Source organism: Paenibacillus sp. sgz302164 (assembly GCF_056120505.1).
Genome location: NZ_JBVYOL010000005.1, coordinates 73,455 through 92,510 on the forward strand (window position 1 = coordinate 73,455; position 19,056 = coordinate 92,510).

At 49.8% G+C, this 19,056-nt stretch carries 14 protein-coding genes; 2 read left to right on the forward strand and 12 right to left on the reverse strand.

Going from position 1 to position 19,056, the window contains the following annotated elements; genetic code table 11:
• Positions 1-24: 24 nt before the first annotated feature.
• The 11 genes from yicI to AC0LWT_RS10200 form a co-directional block, all read right to left on the reverse strand.
• Positions 25-2,352, reverse strand: coding sequence for an alpha-xylosidase (gene yicI / locus AC0LWT_RS10150; protein WP_474681120.1), 2,328 nt, complete (start codon positions 2,350-2,352; stop codon positions 25-27).
• Between the two features lie 30 nt (positions 2,353-2,382).
• Positions 2,383-3,216, reverse strand: coding sequence for a carbohydrate ABC transporter permease (locus tag AC0LWT_RS10155; RefSeq protein ID WP_474681121.1), 834 nt, complete (start codon positions 3,214-3,216; stop codon positions 2,383-2,385).
• Positions 3,216-4,121, reverse strand: a complete 906-nt coding sequence (locus AC0LWT_RS10160; RefSeq protein WP_474681122.1) for a carbohydrate ABC transporter permease — start codon at positions 4,119-4,121, stop codon at positions 3,216-3,218. The genes AC0LWT_RS10155 and AC0LWT_RS10160 overlap by 1 nt, the downstream gene beginning before the upstream one ends.
• 9 nt (positions 4,122-4,130) lie before the next feature.
• Positions 4,131-5,393 (reverse strand): ABC transporter substrate-binding protein, encoded by a 1,263-nt coding sequence (locus AC0LWT_RS10165; RefSeq protein WP_474681123.1) that lies wholly within the window; start codon positions 5,391-5,393, stop codon positions 4,131-4,133.
• A gap of 176 nt (positions 5,394-5,569) precedes the next feature.
• Positions 5,570-6,604, reverse strand: a complete 1,035-nt coding sequence (locus AC0LWT_RS10170; protein WP_474681124.1) for a LacI family DNA-binding transcriptional regulator — start codon at positions 6,602-6,604, stop codon at positions 5,570-5,572.
• 125 nt (positions 6,605-6,729) lie between these two features.
• Positions 6,730-7,557, reverse strand: coding sequence for a sugar phosphate isomerase/epimerase family protein (locus tag AC0LWT_RS10175; RefSeq protein WP_474681125.1), 828 nt, complete (start codon positions 7,555-7,557; stop codon positions 6,730-6,732).
• Positions 7,558-7,630: 73 nt separating this feature from the next.
• Complete coding sequence (locus AC0LWT_RS10180) at positions 7,631-9,172, reverse strand: ABC transporter substrate-binding protein (protein WP_474681126.1); 1,542 nt, start codon at positions 9,170-9,172, stop codon at positions 7,631-7,633.
• Between the two features lie 64 nt (positions 9,173-9,236).
• A complete protein-coding gene (locus tag AC0LWT_RS10185) occupies positions 9,237-10,127 on the reverse strand; it encodes a carbohydrate ABC transporter permease (protein WP_474681127.1) in 891 nt (296 codons plus the stop codon).
• 14 nt (positions 10,128-10,141) lie between these two features.
• Positions 10,142-11,011, reverse strand: a complete 870-nt coding sequence (locus tag AC0LWT_RS10190) for an ABC transporter permease (protein WP_474681334.1) — start codon at positions 11,009-11,011, stop codon at positions 10,142-10,144.
• Positions 11,012-11,198: 187 nt separating this feature from the next.
• Entirely contained in the window at positions 11,199-12,824 is a 1,626-nt protein-coding gene (locus AC0LWT_RS10195; protein ID WP_474681128.1) for a response regulator transcription factor, read from the reverse strand.
• A complete protein-coding gene (locus AC0LWT_RS10200) occupies positions 12,799-14,580 on the reverse strand; it encodes a sensor histidine kinase (protein ID WP_474681129.1) in 1,782 nt (593 codons plus the stop codon). Before AC0LWT_RS10200 ends, AC0LWT_RS10195 begins: the two co-directional genes overlap by 26 nt.
• Positions 14,581-14,869: 289 nt before the next feature.
• Here AC0LWT_RS10200 and AC0LWT_RS10205 point away from each other — a divergent pair, with 289 nt between their 5' ends.
• Both AC0LWT_RS10205 and AC0LWT_RS10210 read left to right on the forward strand, forming a co-directional pair.
• Positions 14,870-15,811 (forward strand): ABC transporter substrate-binding protein, encoded by a 942-nt coding sequence (locus tag AC0LWT_RS10205; RefSeq protein ID WP_474681130.1) that lies wholly within the window; start codon positions 14,870-14,872, stop codon positions 15,809-15,811.
• A gap of 499 nt (positions 15,812-16,310) precedes the next feature.
• Entirely contained in the window at positions 16,311-16,652 is a 342-nt protein-coding gene (locus AC0LWT_RS10210; protein WP_474681131.1) for a hypothetical protein, read from the forward strand.
• Positions 16,653-16,901: 249 nt separating this feature from the next.
• Here AC0LWT_RS10210 and AC0LWT_RS10215 read toward each other — a convergent pair whose 3' ends face one another.
• Complete coding sequence (locus AC0LWT_RS10215; RefSeq protein WP_474681132.1) at positions 16,902-18,680, reverse strand: methyl-accepting chemotaxis protein; 1,779 nt, start codon at positions 18,678-18,680, stop codon at positions 16,902-16,904.
• Positions 18,681-19,056 lie beyond the last annotated feature (376 nt).

The following is a 19,056-nucleotide window of genomic DNA, read 5'->3' on the forward strand; positions in this document are numbered from 1 at the left end:
ATGACTCAGCTTTCTTTTTTTCGTTTACCGTTTCAACCGTATGCTCAGGTTGCTCGCACCCGCCTGAGGAATCAATCGAACGCCACTTTCTTCATTCGTCCAGCTTGCTCCCTCTACCGACTCCACTTCGTGAACGCCGCGCAAAATCAGCTCCCACGCCTTGCCGGCGCCGCTGGTCTGAATGGCGATGCTATGATCGCTGCGCTTGGCATTCACTTCCAGTTCCACTCTTCCTTTCGTGTCGTACACGGTGGCGGATGCCGCTTGCCCTTCTCCAAGCTCAAACACATGCAGGACGACGCCTTCCGCATAGTCGTAATCCGGACGATGATCATGCTTGCCGACGGCAATGATGCTGCCCGGCCGGACCATCAACGGCAAGGAGAAATAATGGTGCCGCTCCCGCAGCCAGCGGCCGCCTTCAATAGTCTCTCCGCTCAGGAAGTGCGTCCAGCGGCCTTCCGGCAAGTAGTATCGGACCGTCCCCTGATCGTTGAAAATCGGCGCCACGAGCAGCGATTCGCCGAGCATATATTGACGGTCCAGTTGATCGCATGCGGCGTCTTCGTTAAATTCGAGCACCATGGCGCGCATTACAGGCAAACCCGTTTGCACCGCTTCTACCGAAGCGCTGAACAAGTACGGCATCAGCGTGGATTTCAGCTTCGTAAAAAAGCGCAGCACATCGCAAGCTTCATCGTCAAACAGCCACGGCACCCGGTACGATTGGCTTCCGTGCAAGCGGCTGTGCGAGGACAGCAGGCCGAACGCGGTCCAGCGTTTGTAGATGTCCGGCGTAGCCGTATTCTCGAAGCCGCCGATGTCATGGCTCCAGAATCCGAAGCCGGAGAGGCCTAACGACAACCCGCCGCGCAGTGTTTCGGCCATGGAGCTGTAATTGGCCGAACAGTCACCGCCCCAATGTACGGGGAATTGCTGGCCGCCTGCGGTAGCCGAACGGGCAAACAGCATGGCTTCGTTCTTGCCTTTCGTTTCTTCCAGCACTTCAAATACCGCTTTATTATATAAATGCGTGTAGTAGTTATGCATTTTTACGGGATCGGAGCCGTCAAAATAGACGACATCGGTCGGGATGCGCTCGCCGAAGTCGGTTTTGAAGCTGTCGACCCCCATTTCAACCAGCGCCTTAAGTTTATCTTTATACCAGCGCACGGCCGCCGGATTCGTAAAATCGACCAGCCCCATGCCGCCCTGCCATCTGTCCCACTGCCAAACGTCCCCGTCTTTTGTTTTGACGAGATAGCCGTTCGCCTGGCCTTCATCGAACAAGTAAGATTGCTGCGCAATATAAGAGTTAATCCAGACGCAAATATGGAGACCTTTGCTTTTCAGCCGCTGCAGCATGCCCTGCGGGTCCGGAAACACCTCCCGATCCCATTGGAAATCGCACCACTGGAACTCCTTCATCCAAAAGCAGTCGAAATGGAATACATGAAGCGGTATATCGCGCCCGATCATACCGTCGATAAAGCTATTCACAGTCGCTTCGTCGTAACTCGTCGTGAACGATGTCGTCAGCCACAGACCGAAGGACCAGGCCGGAGGCAGAGCCGGTTTACCTGTCAGCGTCGTGTAATTTTGCAGCACTTCCTTCATGGAAGCCCCGCCGATGATATAATATTTCAACGATTCGCCGGGCACGCTGAACTGGACTTTCGATACTTGCTCTGAAGCGACTTCATACGAAACGCGTTCCGGATGATCGACAAATACGCCATAGCCGAAATTGGATATATAAAAAGGGATGTTTTTGTAAGCCTGCTCGCTGCAAGTTCCGCCATCTTCGTTCCACAGGTCGACGACTTGCCCGTTTTTCACAAATGGAGTAAACCGTTCGCCCAGACCGTAGACGTATTCGCCTACGCCCAAATCGAGCTGCTCTCTCATATAGGCGCTTTGATCCTGCAATTTGATATGGCCCGGACTTTTATACCCGCTGCCTGTCAAACGTCTGCCTTCATACATAAAATGGGTGCTCCAGCCGTCGTTTTTACGAATTTGCACACTGAGCTTTCCGCTTGTAAAGCCGGCGGCTTCCTCGCCGTTAACGACTTGAACCTGGACGTCGGCGCTGGCGTTTTTGTGAAACTCCGGACCATGCTGCCGTTTGCCTTTGTGATGAATCAGTTCTACGCAGATTACGTCCGGCATAGGCGACGTGTATTTGACGGTCATGATTGCCGTATTCAACGTATCTCCGCGAGTCACGATTTTTTTGCAGGAAGCAATAACCGTCAGGCTGTCCGAAGCGGTGCGAATATTGCGGATTTCTACCGGATAATTGAGCGTTACCCCTTGTCTGACATGCCAGTATCCATCTGTAAATTTCATTCTGTTTCCTCCACCTATCGCTCTTTTTATTTAGTCTTTCATGGAACCGGCCGTCATGCCGCCGACTACATATTTTTGCATCGTGACGAAAATGACGATAATCGGCAGCGCCGCCAAAGTGGCGACCGCCATCAGGTTGTTCCATTCGGTCCCGTACTGCCCGATAAAACGGTACAGGCCCAAAGTTAGCGGACGCACCGAATTTCCGGTTGTTAAGGTCAGCGCAAAAATAAAGTCTCCCCATCCGAACAAGAAGCAGAACACCGCAACCGTCAGCAAGCCCGGAATCACCAGCGGCAAAATAATTCGCGTAAACGAAGTCAGTTTATTGCAGCCATCCATCATCGCCGCTTCTTCCAGTCCGCCCGGCAAGCTCAGAAAGAAAGGCCGCAGCGTGATGATCGCAAACGGCAAAGCGTGAATTAAATCGGCAAAAATGAGTCCGGCAAAATTATCGGTCAAGTTCGCCTTGGAAAACATCATATACAAAGGCATCGCCATCATAATACCCGGCAGCATTTGAATGGAAAGCAGCAAAATCATGATGACCGCCTTCCCTTTAATGGAAAGCCGCGCCAGCGCATACGCCGCAGGTACAGCCAGCAAAAGAGACAGCAGCATGGTGCCCGCAGCGATAATGACGCTGTTTCCGATGTAGCCGATCATATCCCGGTTGCGAACAAAGTTGTTGATATATGAATCGAGCGTCGGCTTCACCGGAACAATATGCGGCGGATTGTGATACAGCTCCGTAATCGGCGTCAGCGAAGTTTTGACCATCCAATACACGGGAAACAAAAACACGATCATGATGAGCACGGCAATGAAGGTCGCACCGGATGCTTTCCATTTTGAGTCAACCATTAGTGAACCTCCTCTTTGTTCGACATTCTCAAGTACACTACGGCAACGGCTACTAAAATCAGGAACATGATCATCGAAACCGCAGCGCCCTGGCTGAACTCAAACGTCGTAAAGGAAAGCTGATAAGCATAAATAGGCAATACGGTTGAAGCCGTAACCGGTCCTCCGGCGGTCATAATGAACACCAGATCAAACACTTTGAACGTATAAATAATGCCCAGCATGAACAGCACAAGGATCGTAGGCCTCAACAGCGGCAGCGTAATATGCCTGAATTGCAAAAATCGGTTGGCGCCATCCAGCTTCGCAGCTTCGTATAAATGCGTAGGCAGCGTCTGCAACCCGGAGAGAAGAATAATCATGTTGAAAGGAATGCCTGTCCAAATATTCGCCACGATCGTCCCCAGCAGCGCCGTACCGGCGTCGCTGAGCCAATTGACGGGCTTGCTAATAAGGCCCAAGGACTGCAAAAAATAATTGATTACGCCATAATCGCCGGAAAACATCCACTGAAAAACAGTCCCGGTAATGACAACCGGCAGCATCCAGGCAAGCAGCATCAATGAACGAAACAAATTCCGCCCCGGAAATTTCATATTGAAAAACAAAGCCAATCCAAACCCGATTGCAAATTGAAAGAATATGCTGAGTACAGTGAAAACGGCCGAGTTCTTCATCGAAATATAAAACACCGGATCCTGCAGCGATTTGATGTAATTGTTCAACCCGATAAAATGATGCTCGCCTTTCAAGTTGTACACGTTCACGTCTTGAAAACTAAGCGTAATGTTATAAGCGATCGGAAAAACGACGAATACCGCGATAAATACGAGCGCCGGCAAAACGAATAAATAGCTGTTCCATGAAGAAAACCATTTGGCGCCTCCAGTTGACCGGGACATCATGTCTCCCCCCTATTGTCCAAGCTGCGGTTTTATTTTGGCATCGGCATCTTTCACTGCCGCTTCCGGCGTTTTGGCGCCTGTGATGACCTCCTGCATCATCAGTTGAATCGCTTCCGAAATTTTCGGATAGTTCGGCCCGTAAGCTCTGGCCTTGGCCACTTTCATGGCATCCGCGAATACTTTCAACTGCTTGTCGTTTTGCCAGTAAGGATCCATCAGGTAATCTTCGCGGCTTGGCAGACGGCCCGCCGCTTTCGTGAACTCCTTCAGACGGTCGGGCTCATTGGCAAACTTGATGATGTCAAATGCGACGTCTTTATGCTTGGAAGCGGCAGTAATCGCCCAGTTTTCACCGCCGAGAATCGTTCCTCCCTGCTTGTTGGCCGGAAGCTCGACGACATCCCAGTTCACTTTGCCTTCTTTTCGGAGCAGCGGGATTTGCCATGGACCGTTGATCATCATGGCAACTTTGCCTGTGGAGAACTGCACGACGGTATCGGATTGCTTCTGGTTCATGACTTCTTTGGACATGTAACCGTTAACAATCATATCCTTCATCAGCGTGGCCGCTTCGATCGTGCCCGCGCTGTTAAAGTTAGGGATGTCAGAACCCGACTGATACATGAGAGGCAGGAATTGGAACGTGCCCTCTTCCGTTTTGACAGCCGTCATTGCAAAGCCGTATACATCCGGTTTCGTCAGCTTTTTAGCCGCTTCCTTGAGCTCATCCCAAGTTTTCGGCGGATTGACTCCGGCCGCTTTCAGCATATCTACGTTGTAGTAAAGCGCCAGATCGTTGCTGCCGACGGGTACGCCGTAATTTTTGCCTTTGTAAATCGTCGAGGACCACGGCCCCGTGAAATATTTATCGGCTTGGCCCCACTGCTGAACTTCCTTCGTTATATCCGCAAGGATACCCGCTGCGGCGAAGGCCTGGTGATCCGGATTGTCGATCCATACGATATCGGGAACTTGGTTGCCCGCAGCTCCGAGCAGCAGCTTGTTTTTGATATCGGCGAAGGAAATAAACGTCCGCTCGATTTTAACATTCGGATGGGCAGCCTCGTAATCAGCTATCGTTTTCTTTAAAGCGCCTTGCGTAGCTTCGCTGGTCATCGAATCCCACCATTGAATCGTAACTTTCTCGCCCGGTGCCGCCGTACCTTGCGCAGATTTGGACGCATCGCCTGTTTCCGTTTTGGGCGCACATGCCGTCGTCAGCGCTACAAGCGCAGACATCGCAACCATAACAGCTCTTACATGTTTAAACATTGTTCGTTCCCCCTAGTCAAGTCGATTAATATGCAAAGCTGAGATCCGTCCCCGGAAATGTAAACGGATGCACAGCAGTATGCCGATAGCCTGTTTAATTCATCAAAAAACCCTTCAATAAATGATGTACGTTAATCATTTTAGTGCAAAAAAATGCGTTATTTCTTTGATAAAGATCAAATGTAATAACGCGCATTCTCTTTTGTGGCCAATTCCAACTTGGTGATGTTCTCTTTCACATTCACTTTGTAACCGGAAACCAGATAGTCAAACATCGACTTGACCGTAAGATACCCCTGATTTACCGGGTCCTGACAAATGGTTGCGGTAACGATGCCTTTTCTCATATATCGATAAATGTCTTCATTCATGTCATGACCGATCAAAGCAACCGGCTTCGCCAAATTCGCATCGGCCAAATGCCCGGCGACTACATGAAGCTTCGCACTTGATACGTAAATGCCGTCAACCTGTTGAAAGTAATCGATAAATGTGTCGAGCGATTCATAATCTTCCTGCTGCAGTTTCAGCGGACCGATCAGTTCGATATGATCGTAATCGGCCACAACCTCGCGGAATCCGGTAATCTTTTGCTGCATTTGAAAGTTGGTGTAGGACATGATCAGGCCGACTTTCGTCTTCGCGCCGATGAATTTGCAAAGCACGTCTGCCGCCAGACGGCCCGCGATCCGATAGTCGCATCCGACATAAAATAGCCGCTTGCTTAAAGGAGAATCGCTGTTAAAGGTGCAAATCGCAATGCCCTGATCCACCCCGTAGTCAATAATATCGGCCATTTCCTGCGGGTCATTGGGAGATAACGCGAGCGCGTCGAACCGTCCGGAATCGATGAGCTGGCGGACCGTTTTCTTTTGCTGCTCCAAATCGTATTTTTCGGAACGGACAATATGTACATGCAGACCGTAATCGCGGAATTCGTCTATGGCGATTTGCACGCCTTTTTCGACCTGGGTCCAAAAGTATTCGGGAAGCTCCGGAAAGACGATAGCCATGGCATATTCGTTCTTGCGGGACAAGAAACTGGCCGATTTGTTCGGCGTGTAGTTCAGCTCCTTGATTTTGTCCATAACCATTTGAAACGTTTTGGGTTTGACATTGCCCCTGTTGTTCAACACACGGTCAAGCGTGGCGACAGAAACGCCGATCTGCTCCGCCATTTCCTTGATCGTTAACCGTTTGCTTTGATCCATCTCACAACCTCTGCCTAACATCATAATTTTTTTGCCGCTGCTAATTTACGTGACTATCATATCAAGGCGCAATTATGATGTCAACGGTTTCATGATGTGTTTTCAGATGTTTTGATATACGCACATCATTTTGTATATTTTTGCTTCAGCCAGCTCATGCTGTTGGCGACGCTTTGCAGCGGGGGATTGCGGAGGCACATATCCTGCTCCACAATGAGCCACTCCACGCCTGCAGCGGGTGCCGCAGCAATAACGTCCGCGAGCGGAACTTCCCCTTGCCCGAGCTCCAGAGTCGCCATTTGGTACTTGAAATTGTGCGAACCGAACTGTTTGGCAAACATTTGATTCATAGCTTCAATCGCTTCTTCATCCCTGGAATAGTCCTTGAGGTGCAGAAGCGGCAGCCTGCCGGCATATTTCGCCATATAGCCGAGCGTGTCCTTCCCGGCAAAAGCCAGCCAGCATACGTCCATTTCCATTTGCAGCAATTCCGGGGGGAGCGCCGCGTACAAGGCGTCGAAGGCAAATTGGCCGTCGACTTGAACATCGAATTCAAACGCGTGATTATGATACGCGAACGTAAGACCATGCTTGCTTGCTTCGGCTCCGACTTCTTCGAAGAAAGCGAACATACGTTTCCAGTCGTCCGGCGATTGGCGTTTCTCTACATCGATGCTCGGACAGATCATATATTTGCCGCCGATTTCAAGCAAATAATCGATTTCAGTTTGCAGCTGGTTGCGCAAATTTGGCAGACCGACATGGCTGCCGATCGCCTGGAGCCCCGTTTCCTGCAAAAACCGTTTCATCTCCCCGGCGGCAATCCCGCCGTATCCGGCGAATTCCACGCCTTCGTACCCGACCTCGGCTACCCGGTGCAGCGTTCCGGGAAAATCGGCAGCCGTTTCGTTGCGCAGCGTGAACAATTGCACGCCTATACCCATTTTTCTCATCGTACACTCTCCTTCAATACATAGGTTATGGCCGACCGTTTGAATCGCTCAAGCGGTCGGCCCCCTTCATCTATTATTTATTCGTTTTCGCCCATTCATCAAGCTGTTTTTGCTTCTCGGCGATAATTTTGTCGATGCCCGAAGCTTTCAGTTTGCTGATGAATTCCGGCAAGTTTTTGTCCGGGTCCAGCGTTCCGGTTTCCAGCCCTACTTTAAATTGATCTTTCACGCTTTGCACGGCGGCCACTTCCGTCTTAACCGGGTCGACCGTGAAGCTGAAGCCGAGCGCTTTTGATTTTTTGGACGATTTGTTGAATTCCTCCTGTTTTTTCCAAACGTTCGGATCATCGTTATCCCACACGTAGGAGAGGAACTGGTTGCCCCATTCCCAGCCGTGATTCGGGCTGTAGGTCGCATTTTGCGCATCTACGCCGTTCGGGAAGCCGATCAGGTCGCCTTTTTTGACATAGTGCTTGCCTTCGATGCCATAGTCGATCAAATTGACCAAATCTTTGTCAGAGTAGAGCAGGTTGAGGAACATCATCGCCCTCTCCGGGTCCTTCGAGTTTTTGGCGATGCTGAACATGACGTTGGCGATCGACGAAGTTGAGGTAACCGGCGAGATAATGCGGGCCGCCACCATCGGCGTTCCTGTCGAAATCGCTTCCTTGGCTTCATAGCCGGGTTTCATATGCGCCACGAACGCAAAAGCTTTGCCGGCCTTCACCAGTTCTTCCGGACGGAGCTTATTCGTCGCGATATCTTTCGGAACGTATCCTTCCGTATACCATCTTCTGACCATTTTCAGCAAATCCGCATACTGCTTCGATTCGAACCAGTTGACTACTTTCAAGTTATTGTCATGATCGGGCAAAACGCCGTTGTCGTCGTTCAAAGGGTCCATGAATCCCGGAGCGATGGCCGCAACAATCGAATTGCCCGCCCCTTCCGGAATAATAGCCGCCATATTCGGCTCGTTATCCTTGATGATTTTGAAAACGGCATCCAGATCGTCGAAGGTTTTGATTTTGCTCAGATCGATCTTGTATTTATCGACGATATCTTTGCGCATCAGAACGCCGTAGTCTGCGGCCCAGTCCCGAACGCTCGGTACGCCGTACAGCTTGCCGCTTGTCGTAGTCGCTTTTTGAATATCCGGCGTGACGACCTTGGCGATATCCGGCCCGTATTTCTTAAGCAGGTCTTCCAGCGGAACAAGCTGCCCTTTGGCCGCCTGCGTGCCGTAGCCCAAAGACGTCAAGGTGACCAGCAGATCCAAATTTTCATTGCTGGCAAGCATCAGATTGATTTGCTGGGAATATGCCGCAGGATCGATCGGAACGAATTTAACAGTGGCGTTAATTTTCGCTTTGGTCAACTTGTTGACGGCATCCTGGACTTCCTGCGAATCTTTCGTGTTCCCCACCTTGTAGTAGGCGATCGTCAGCTCATAAGGCTTTAAATCCGACTTGGCCGTCGCGGTTCCCCCTGCCTCGCTTTGCGGCTTGGCCGCCGTGGAGCTTCCCGCACCACCGCCTCCGCAAGCCGTCAGCAGCAGTGAAACCGTCATCATTCCTGCCAGCGCAGATTGGATGCCCTTCCGCTTCTTGTTCATGTGATAACCTCCCTTTTGAATATATAGCTGTACTGTATGCCAACCGGCAGCCGCCGAGTATAGCCTAGCCTTTGACCGCCCCGATGACGAGACCTTTTACGAAATATTTTTGAAAAAAAGGATACGCGCACAGCAGCGGAACAGTTCCGATTACCGCCATAGCCATCCGAACCGATTCCATCGGAATTTTGCTGCTTTCGGCAAGTTCCGTCGTTTGGTTCAGCGCACCGTTAGATAAAAATTGCGCATTCAGCAAAATCCGGTTCAATAGATTTTGCAAGCTGAACAAATCGCTGTCGGTAATATAAATTAAACCGTTGAACCAATCGTTCCAGTAGCCGATCGTTTGCATCAAACCGACAGTCGCCAAAATCGGGAGAGAAAGCGGAAGCACGATTTGGAAAAAGATTTTAAATTCCCCGGCTCCGTCGATCGAGGCCGATTCAATAACCGGCGCCGGAATCGAACTCATAAAAAAAGTTCGCATAATAAGAACGAAAAATCCGTTGGACAGCAGGCCGGGAATGATTAAAGCCAGCAGCGTGTTTTTCATATCGAACAATTGGGTGTACACCAGGTAAGTCGGAACCAGTCCGCCGTTAAACAGCAGGGTGAAAAACACGATAAACGAAAGCGGCTTGCGCATCAGCATATCTTTTCTGGACAGCGGATAGGCGCACAAAGCTGTAATTGACAGCCCGACAAACGTGCCGACAATCGTCACGAATATGGTAATGCCGTAAGCGCGAAAAATGTTCGAAGCGTCGTTCCACAAAAATTGATACGCGGAAAGGCTCAGTTTGCTCGGAAAAAACGAATACCCCTCTTGCACAATCGTCGTTTCATCGGTAAAAGACGTAATCACGAGCAGAAAAAACGGAAGCAGGCAAAGGCACACAATGCCAATGAAAAACACATGAATGAACGATTGGTACAGTCCTTGTCTGATTTTCAAATCGATCCCCCCTTTTAAAACAATGCGTTATCCCGGTTTCGCTTGCTCACCACGTAGTTCGAAATAAGGACGAGTATGAATCCGACCACGGATTGGTACAAGCCCGCCGCCGAAGACATGCCGATATCCCCCAGTCTCAGCAAAGCCCGGTATACGTACGTATCGATGACATTCGTTGTCGGAAAGAGCGCTCCGGTATCAAGCGGCACTTGATAAAACAAGCCGAATTCCGAGTAAAAAATGCGCCCGATTTGCAGCAGCGTCATGATCACGATAACCGGCGTTATTAAAGGTATGGTAATGCTGGTGATCTGCTGCCATTTGCTCGCTCCGTCGATGGTGGCTGCCTCGTAATACTCGGGATCGATTCCGATAATCGCCGCCAAATAAATGACGCATAAATAACCTACGTGCTTCCAAATGTTCACAAAGATCAAAATGTACGGCCAATATTTCGGCTCGCTGTACCATGAAATCGCGTCCAAGCCAAACAAAGGCAGCAGGTGTTTGTTAATGTAACCGGTTTCACCACTCAGCATGGCAAGCACCAAATAGCCGACGATAACCATGGAAATCAAATACGGAATGAGAATGATGCTTTGATAAAACCGGGCGAACCATTTTTTGCGCACTTCATTGAGCAAAATGGCGACGCCGACGGCGATGATCAGGTTGATGACAATAAAAGCCGAATTATACAGAAGCGTATTGCGGGTAATGATCATTGCATCGGAAGTTTTAAACAAATACTCGAAATTTTTAAATCCGACCCATTCGCTTGCCCATATTCCTTTCGTAAAATTGATGTCTTTGAACGCAATCACCAAGCCGAGCATCGGCAAATAGTTGTTTATGATCAAATAAATCAATTCAGGCAGCACCATGACGAACAACGGGGCATACCTCCATATTTTTTTCAGTTTTTTTCTCGCTGCCGATTTCGTAACCGCGACCTCTGCTGCCGATGCTGAAATAGCCGTTGTGGTTGTCCCCATATCGTTCCTCCTCTTCGGTTATATTCCCATCATATACGGCTTTCGTCCGGTCTTCTACCTGTTTCCCGACTTCCCGTTACCACATTTCCGACTTGGGAGTCTGAAACAATTTCCGGTAATCCTGCGGATTCATTTCCATCGCCTTTTTAAACATTTTCGAGAAATGGGAAAAGTTGCTGTAGCCCACCGAAGCGGCAATGCTGCCAATCGGGACATCCGTTTTGGCCAGCATTTCTTTGGCGATCTCCACCCTTTCCTGGAGGACGTATTCGGAAATCGTCAAACCGATTTCTTTTTTGAACATTCTCGTCAAATAGTCCGGGTTCAAATTCACATGGCCTGCGATATCCTCGCGCGAAATGTCTTCGTATATGTGCCGGGTAATATACTGCTTCACTTTGTCTACGACGGACTGCCCCTCATCGGCGGTATGAATATGGCCGGCCGCTTCTTCGATCAGCGATCCGGCCCACTGCCGCAGATCGGCCACAGAACGCGTAGTGGCGGAAGCTTGTACGGACAACAGCGCCTCGGAAAACACCTGATGCGCCCGCAGCCCTTTATAGTGCAAAACATGATAAAGCATTTGCAGAAAGTCCTCGTAAAATCTGCGCAGCAATTTGGCGTCAAGACTTTCCATCCGCTTCATGGCGTCCAAATACTGATCGATCTCTTCGATCAGCTGCTTTTTGCACCCCTGCTTGAGCATTTCGGCCCAGCCGTTCATTTGCGGCAGCGGAATCGTGTCATAGCTCCGTTTTTGCCCGCTCAAGAAAAAAACTTTGTTCGACAGCGTGACGTTACGGGATTCCATCTCAACCAGCGCTTCGAACGCGCCAAGCGTCCCCTCGATATGCACGGAGCTGCCGATATAACAGCAAATGTCGCAAAAAAAGTAAGCATTGCAAGCTTCAATATACGACTGCAGGTCGCTGCGCAGCTTCTCGTTATCCATCCCGCCCGCAGCGTCTGCCGTAAGGATCGCAAGCAATGCCCCGCTTTTAACCTGGACGATTTGGCCTTGCGATTTTTTGATCGCGATCAGTTCTTCGAGCGAGTTGCGCAGGGCGTACTCCATAATTTTTTCTTCCCGCAAAGTCAGCTTCTTGTGCCAGCGCTGCACGCTGATCAATATCGGCAAGAATAGCATCGTATCGCTGTAGGGAATGTTGTGCTTCACCAAAATTTGCCCGATTTGATCCCTTCGCGAAGGAATCGACCGGTTGATCAGCTCCTGCCAAAAGCGCTCCATAAACATGGGCTGATACGACTCCCACAGCTGGTAATAATGCCTGTAGGTCTCGTTGAACCGGATGAGCTCCCTTTCTTTTTCCAATTTGCAGATCGCTTTTCGCACCGCTTTTTCCAAATCCGGAAAACGGACCGGCTTCAGCATGTAATCCAGGCTTCCCAGTTGAATCGCCTTTTGCGCGTACCCGAAATCAGCATGACAGGTTAAAAAAATCGCCTCGGTTTCCGGGAAATGCTCTTTGACCCATTCCAGAAGCTGAAACCCGTCGCCTTCCGGCATTTCAATATCGCAAATCAAAATATCGATCCTTTGAGCGGCAAAAATTTCTTTCGCCTGTCGGATGTTGAACGCTTCATGAACGTTTGAAAATCCGAGCTGCTCCCACTCTACCCCTGCCTTGATCCCCCGCACGGCATGAATTTCATCATCCACGACCAGCAAATGTAGCATCGGCTCTGCCCCCTTCATTGACTTCCTTCTTAAAAAACGGAATGAGAATTTCGATAACCGCCCCTTGATCGGCATCGTTGGAGAACGCAATCTGCGCCTCATCCCCGTACAGCAGACGCAATCTGCGCTGCACATTCCAGATTCCGATGCGGTAACCTTCCCCATCGCAATTTTCCGTCTCCGTCTGCAGCTGCGCCAAAACTTCCTTGGGGAATCCTTTGCCCGTATCCCGGATGCAAATTTGGATCTTTTCGTCCCCTCTGGCCTCAATCGTGATCCCGATATGAACCTGCCTGTCCATGCTGACGGCATGTTTGATCGAATTTTCCACAAAAGTTTGGATCACAAGCGGAGGAACAAGCCCGTCCAGCAAATCGTCCGACACGGACAGATCGTGAGTTAAATTCGCAGGAAACCGCATCTCCTGGATGCGACAATAGTTCAGCGTATGCTGAATCTCATCCTTCAGCGCCACGAACGCCAGGTTGCTGCGGAACATAAAACGGAAATATTGCACGAGGCAAAGCGCCATCTCCTGAATCAGGGCGAAATCTTTCACCTGCGCCAAATTATAAATAATGTTCAGCGAATTTAAAAAGAAATGCGGATTGATTTGCAGCTGCAAATGCTTCAGCTCGGCCTTCTGATGGTTCAACTGCTCTTCCAGAACGTTGATTTTCAATTCCTGGATTTGCGATATCATCCGGTTAAACGACTGGTTCATCGTCTCGAATTCAATGACTGACGGACGGTAAGTGATGCGCACATCCAAATTCCCGTCTTCGATTCTTCGCATGGCCATCATGATCCGGTTAATCGGAACTAAAATAATGGTTCTCAAAACATATAGAATAAACGGCAGCAGAACAAGCGAACCGATTAATATGAAAGCGACGATGTTCCGAAGGAACGGGAGATTTTCCAAAATGACGCTGTCCGGAATGACGGCCGCCAAGCTGAACCGCCCTTTCGCCGACTTTTCCCCGACTACCAAAAATTTTCCATTGGCTCCTGTCAGCTTGTAGTCCTTGCCGACGTAGTTCAAATCGATCCGGTTTTTTTGCACGAAAGGCTGGTTAGCCATCGCTTCGAATGTATCCGTGACCAGCATCGATTTGCCGTTTACACCCAAATCAACCAAATTAAGCGGTACCATTAATTCGGTTGCGTCGCCCCAGGCTCCGATATAAACGTTCCCATATTTGATCACGCGAGTCAAAAAATATTGATCTCCAAGCTTGTGAATGAACCATTCTTTCAAGTTTATTTGGTTGGCGCCGCTGAGCTGATCCTGAAACATTTGATTGATGCTGCTTTCAATCGCTTCCTGCCTGCCATAGTTGACTTGATCGCTCATGACGGTCAATAAATCCTGATTCGGCTCCGAGTAAACAAAAAACATTTCCATCGATTTGTAGTTCGGAAGGTCTTTTAACAGTTTGTTATTCAATTGAATTTTTGTGAAATAATAGCGGTCGTCATTTTGCGTCCTCTGCACATCCAGGACGAGCAGGCCGGTTTCCTGTGCGGCGACGTTGAACAAATATTTGTCCACCTCATCCAGATTGCGGTCGATTTGGCCCATGTACAGGCTGATTAAATTTTTGTTCGATTGGGCGACCTGATTGCGTACGACTTTAATCGCGTACAAATTGTTGTAAATCATAACAACGATGAGCGGGACGACGATCAAAAATAAGCCGAAAACCAGCTTAAAGCGAAGCGACTTGAGCAGCGGCCGTTTGCCTGATTGCACGGTTGATTTGCGCCCCCTTTCATTTCTTTGATTCCATGTTATCATGATTGAACTATTCGCACCACAACTAACGCATTGCAGGAATTCTGCTATGAAAACCCGGGTTGACGGAGCTCCCGCTATCCCGTACACGCTTCACCGGATCGGCCCGATTCGAGCTCCCGCTATCCCGCGCACGCTTCGCCGGATTGGTCGATTCGTTGACAATGATTCTCATAATCAATAATATGGAAAGGGTGGACATTTACAATTTCAGGTTCCAATTTACGAAATTATTCGGGAGGTTATCATGTTTTATCGAAAGAAACCAACAGCGTCACGCCTTTCTTTTTGCGCCATCGTATTTTGCGCCGTCGCGCTTATCGCTTCAGGCTGCGGAAAAGCGGGAGACCAGGCAGCCGGCAAAACGGTCAAAGACAGCATGAACCATGAAGTCGCCATCCCTGCCAATCCGCAGCGCATCATCGCCTCCTATTTGGAAGATCCTTTGCTAACTCTGGGCATTAAACCCGTGGCGCAATGGTCGGTAAAAGGAGGAAACGTGCAGGAATATTTGCGAACGCAGCTGGACGGAATTCCCGCCATCCCTTCTACACTTCCGCCTGAGACTGTGCTCAGCTATAACCCCGATCTTTTGATCATGGGGCCTGAATCTGCAGTCGAGAACGGTCTCTATGAACATTATTCGAAAATCGCCCCAACCTATGTGCTGGGTACAGAGCTTATCGGCGATTATCGGAAAACGCTGCTGAAAATGGGCGAGCTTTTGAACAAAACGGCCGAAGCCAACCGCGCGCTTGAGCAGTACGATCAAAAGCTCAAAGAAACAAAAGAAAAGCTGCAGAAGTCCATCGGCGAGAAAAAAGTCGCCATTTTGTGGCTGACGAATAAAAACTTTTATGTCGTCAACGGTAAAGTAGCCAGCGGCGCTGTCGTTTACGGAGAATTGGGATTGCAAACGCCCAACATCGTTGCGGTGCTGCCGGATGCCAAAGCGAACTGGGTCGCGATATCGCTGGAGAAACTCGCCCAACTGGACGCAGACTACATTTTTCTGGTCAACAGCGACAAAGGGCTCTCGGGCAATTTGGAAGATCCGCTGTGGAAAAACATCCCCGCCGTACAATCGGGACATATTTACGAAGTCGATTCCAACAGCAGCTGGCTGTACAACGGCGTCATAGCCGGCGAAAGAGTGATGGACGATATCGTCAAGCTCACGGCGAGATAAAGGGATGTCGAGGGGGAGCGGCGCGTGGAAAGCCCAGTCAGGCATCGCGTCCGACTGGGTTGTGCGCCTTAGGCGGCGCACGCAAAAACCTGCAAAAGTGCAGTTTTTTGCACGTCGGAGGGCCTGCAACAGTAAATTCCTGCAAATCTGCAGGAATTTCCGCGCATATGCAAGGCTCGGCTCGTTTTGACCGAAAATTCCTGCACAATTGCAGGCATTTCTCCAAAACGAGCCGAATCCACCGACAAAGCCTGCACTTTTGCAGGCTTTTGGGATTGCCAAGCCACTTTTACGCACAACGGAGGCTTAATCCGGCAACGACCCATGTCTCTCGATTCTGCTTTCTCCCCCAATGCTCATCTGACTCGGCACTGTGCGTGCGCCTTCGACGCGTGCAAAAACCTGCAAAAGTACAGTTTTTTGCACGTCGGAGGGCCTGCAACAGTAAATTCCTGCAAATCTGCAGGAATTTCCGCGCATATGCAAGGCTCGGCTCGTTTTGACCGAAAATTCCTGCACAATTGCAGGCATTTCTCCAAAACGAGCCGAATCCACCGACAAAGCCTGCACTTTTGCAGGCTTTTGGGATTGCCAAGCCATTTTTACGCACGACATTGGCATAATCCGGCAACGACCAATGTCACTCGATTCTGCTTTCTACCCCACCGCTCATCTGACTCGGCAAAATGGCGGGCAGCAGGCAGCAGGTCGGCGTCTACGCCAAAAAATGCCGCTCAATGCCTTCTCAAAAGCTTTGCCAGAGCTACAAAAAGCGTTATTCTCGTTCCAGCGTTATTTTCGTCCCATTTCCGCTGCTTCGCACCTGTTATTCTCGATATAATTTCCTGGGTAATATTAGCAAGGGATCGGCGGTAGATCCGGCCCCGCACACTTTAATCAGGCTGATACTCCTGCGACAAAAGTGGCCGCCCCAAAGTCAATTGATGATTTTCTGTACCGAAATTTCACCTAAAGAAAGGACCTCATTCTCCACTTGGCAGTGGAACTTGAGGTCCTTTTGCTCGATTTCCAGGCTGTTCCCGTACGATCCAAATACTCTCGGAACAGCCCTTCTATGCGTAATGACTGCTTATGCGGTTTTGAACTGCGATAACAAGCGCTGCATTTCTCCGGCCATGTCCGAGAGCGACTCTGCCGATGACTGAACTTCTCCGGTCGTTTGCAGCTGTCCTTCCGTCGAGGAGGATACTTGCTTCGACGAGGAGGCCGTTTCTTTGGCAATGAAGGCAACCTGCTGAACGGCGGCGGTAATTTGCTGGGTGCTGGCCGAGATTTGCTCGGAAGTTGCCGCCATCTCCTGAATTTGCGAAGCGATATGCGACGTTGACTTCAAAATGTTATGGAAGTTTTGCTCCGTCTCCTTGACGAGCTCAATGCCTGTGCCCACTTCCGATTTCACCTTGCCCATCGCTTCTCCCGAATCGCGGATGCTCGATTGGATCTCGTTCAGCAGCTTGCTGATTTCATCCGAAGAGTTGCTGGACTGTTCAGCCAGCTTGCGCACTTCCGCTGCAACGACGGCAAATCCCCGTCCCTGCTCGCCGGCGCGGGCAGCTTCAATCGCTGCGTTGAGCGACAGCAGATTCGTTTGCTGGGCGATTTCCTGAATCGCCTGAACAATATTGCCAATTTGCTGCGATTTGGCTTCAAGCAGCCCGATCACTTCATCCGTCTGGTGCACCGAAACATGGATCGAATTCATTTGCTGTACTGTATTTTGAACGAACGTCTCTCCGGTTTCTGCGTGCTGCTTCGTCGATTCCACGGATTCGGCGATCGAAGACGCGCTTTCCGCCATACGGCTGATGCCTGCTCCTACTTCTTCCATAGAGCGTGACGTTTCTTCCATCGTTACGGTTTGCTGGTCGGCTCCGGTCGCAACTTCTTTGACCGTGACAGCAATGTGCTCGGACGCTTGCTGCATTTCCCCGGAGCTTGTTTTCAACTGGCCGGCAGATACGGTAACAAGCTGAGCGTGCTCATTGATTTTTTCAATCATTTCCCGCATATTATCGCTCATTTGGGCGAACGCTTCGCTCAGTTCCCCGATCTCGTCCTTACGGGACAATATTTTGTTTTTCGCCGACAGATCGCCTGCCGAAATCACCTTGGCGGCTTCGCTCATTTGCCGGAGAGGCTTGGAAACGTTCCGGGCAATGATAAACGAAATGCTGAGTCCCGCCAAAATGGCGATAATGCTTAACGCGATGACCGATACCATCCCCGAGCGATACGAATCGTCCAGCTCATTCGCCCATTCGTCGGCCTGCTGCTGAATATTTCTGGTGAGCACCTCCACGACGACACTGCATCCGCCCAAGTATTGGTCGGCCTGCTGAATTTTAAACATGCCGTCCTGACCGTGCTGCTGAACCGCAGCCAAAATGTCCGGGAACATTTTCGCATAAGAGCCCCATTGTTCCTGTAACATTTTGATAAGCTTTTCATCATTTTCTGAAGAAGATAGATTTTCCACTTTCTGCACTTTTTCCTGAATGGATGCAAAAAGGGCTTGCGCTTGCTCCGGCTGGGACGTTGAATCCGCGCCTCTTCCCGTTGCACTCATAATATCGTCCATGCTGTTCTTATCTTTCATATCCAGTTGAATGCGCAGCATCAGATCGTCCATCTCTTTAAGGTCATGGTTCAAATTGCCCAGCATCATGACGTTCGGCAGCCCGGTTTGCGTCGTCTGCCGCGACTTCTCGCCCATGGAGCTCATCTTTGTGATTGCCGTTATACTAATAGCGCATAAAAGCAGCAAAACGATCACAAAACTGAAAAGCAGCTTTTTGAACAGTGTTAAATGGATGTTAAGTTTAAAATTCAGTTTTAACCTCGATTTCATTTCCAGCCTCCGACTGCCCCGATATGTTGCGGGGTTTCTCTAGTTTGATGAAAATGCCCAATTTACTTTCATTGGATATTTGGTCCTCGTTAACTATTTCGACAACTATGCGGCAAAATGTTATATGTTCCAATCATTTTCTATAGGTCTTTCGGCTTGCCTCCTTTCGAAATGTAAAACGTATCGGACAGGATCGTCGTATCAAGACCTCCTCCTATATCGTTAAAATCATCGTTCCGGCCAGCTATGGGCGAACTTCGACAACTCCGTTCCCGTTCCCATCGCAATGCAGCCGCCAATGAGCGGAAAACGCAGCGGAGTCTTTGTCCATTATCATATTGGACGGTACCTATGTACGTTCCTGCAAAAAAGACGC